This is a genomic window from Gardnerella sp. c11Ua_71 (assembly GCF_055818025.1).
In genome coordinates, this window is the sequence record NZ_JARFVR010000012.1 from 1 (window position 1) to 2,096 (window position 2,096).

General features: G+C 47.0%; 2 protein-coding genes and 1 pseudogene. All 3 read left to right on the forward strand.

Translation table 11 applies throughout. From position 1 onward, the window contains the following. On the forward strand, positions 1 to 589 hold a 589-nt coding region (locus P0106_RS07115; protein WP_473730646.1), incomplete at its 5' end, for a DUF6273 domain-containing protein. Positions 590 to 667: 78 nt separating this feature from the next. Next, complete coding sequence (locus P0106_RS07120) at positions 668 to 1,084, forward strand: hypothetical protein (RefSeq protein WP_075038577.1); 417 nt, start codon at positions 668 to 670, stop codon at positions 1,082 to 1,084. 394 nt (positions 1,085 to 1,478) lie between these two features. Then, a pseudogene (locus tag P0106_RS07125) lies at positions 1,479 to 2,096 on the forward strand (RNA-directed DNA polymerase); the annotation flags it as partial.

Sequence of the window (2,096 nt, forward strand, 5' to 3'; positions counted from 1 at the left end):
TGGAGCGGAGATTATCGCGCGCGCGATTCGTGATAATAAGCGCTACATGGTGCACGCTGGCGACTACTTTGACGAAACGGTAAATGGCACGACTTACCGTTGGACCGTTTCCGAGTTTAATCACTACGGGCGAAACGAGGCTTTGCTTGTGCCTGATAAGCTATTGCCAGACACTCTGAAGTTTTCGACGAATTATAGTAATAAATATCCACACTCTGATTTAGAGAGTAAGCTTAACGATTTTTATAATGCTATGCCGTCGTCATTGAAACCTTATGTGTGCAATATGAGCTTGCCATGGACGGATAATGACGGCTCACAAAGGACTGTTACTGAGCATGTGTTTCCTCCGTCTGAGATTGAGGCTTTTGGCACAAAGCATTATTCTAAAGAGTCTTCTAGTTCTTATAAGAAGTGGGCTTGCTTCTCTGATGATGCTAGCCGTGTGCGATCTAATCAATGGTATTGGTTGCGCAGCGCGTACGCTGACGGCTCGTCGTACGTGCCCGTGGTCAGCATTGGCGGCTCGAGCGGCTACGCCGACTACTCCGGTTCGGGCGGCGCGCTCCCGTGCTTCTGCATCGCGTAGCCGTAGGATACGCGCATCTATTAATTCTAGGGGTCGCCTCTGTGCGACCCCGACTCGTATCTAAAGAAAGATTTTAAGATGAGTCAAGTCTATGCAAGACAAAGAACAGAAACCCTCACAGGGTATGTAGTAACCGCTAGCAAGATCCGCATCGAAACACTAAAACTAATCAAACGCGAAACCGTGCTGCCAAAGTCGCTACGCTTTCTAGTCGGGAAAGATATAACAGGTCACGCTGAAAGCTTAGAGCGTGAATCTGAGCATGCTTACGCGTTCTATCCGTCGGATGAAATGCGACTAGCAGAACGCAAGAAACACTTGATAGAGGCAAGTGCATCATGTGTTGACCTAGTGCACGACTTGCAGATGCTTTTACAACTAGGAACAGTTAAGCGCGGTATGGCAGCGTTACAACCGCTGCTCGACTTACTAGAGAAAGAGCGCACAATGCTAGCATCACAATTAAGCCACGCTAAAACAGTAAAACAAAAATAAAATTCTTTGGGAATTAAACCACTGTTACGTACGCTGACGACTCGTCGAACGTGCCTGTGGTCAACAATGACGGCTCGAACAACTACTACAACTACAACAGTTCGGGCGGCGCGCTCCCGTGATTCCGCATAACGCTAGACCTAGTAGCACATTAAGTGTGAACGCAATGCAATGCAGAAGGGGTTTAATTCCCATCGCCTCTAGGCGTAAAAAAGTGCCTGATGAGATGCAGCGGACGCCAAAAAGTGCATGGCAATCGTACTCGCTTACCGCGGTTGTTTCATGCTGCATTCTCAAGCTGCTATGGAAGCCGTCTTGTACCCCGATAGCGTATCGCATTGGGCTTTAGAAGCAGCATCAGACACCAACTCTACTTTTATATAAAGGATTATCTATGAGCATTAAGCGCGTTGAGGCGCGATATAAGCGTAGGCAAATAAAACGTCAGCACAATCGCGCGGCACAAACAGTTACAGCGACCTTCGAGAACGTTAGCAGCTTACAGTCGCTTACTGATGCAGCTTATGAGGCTTGCAAAACAATAAAATGGAAAAACAGCGTACAAAAGTACATGAATGATACGATGCTTAACACTCTACACGCGCACAAGCTGATGACTAGCGGCGGCAAAATAACAGGACGCCGTAAATGTTTTACGATCATGGAGCGCGGCAAAATACGGCATATTCAAGCTAGCGCGTTCTGGGAGAAAGTCATACAAAAAACAATCTCAAAAAACGTGCTAATACCGTGCTATACGCGCTCATACACTCACGGCAACAGCGCAAACCAAAAAGGTAGAGGCGAAATGTATGCGATAAAACTACTACGCAAACAACTAGCACAACACTACAGAAAACACGGCTCGCAAGGCTGGATACTGTTGTGTGATTACTCGAATTATTTTGCAAGTATTCCGCGTGAGAAAGTCTTAGAACAAGCCTCACAGCGCATACAAGATAAGCGAATAATGCCATGGCTAGAGCAGCTAATGGACGCGGAATGCGACAGC

Bases quoted from the DNA above. Each gene is read 5' to 3' on its own strand.
- P0106_RS07120 (WP_075038577.1), top strand. From the start codon at position 668: ATGAGTCAAGTCTATGCAAGACAAAGAACAGAAACCCTCACAGGGTAT.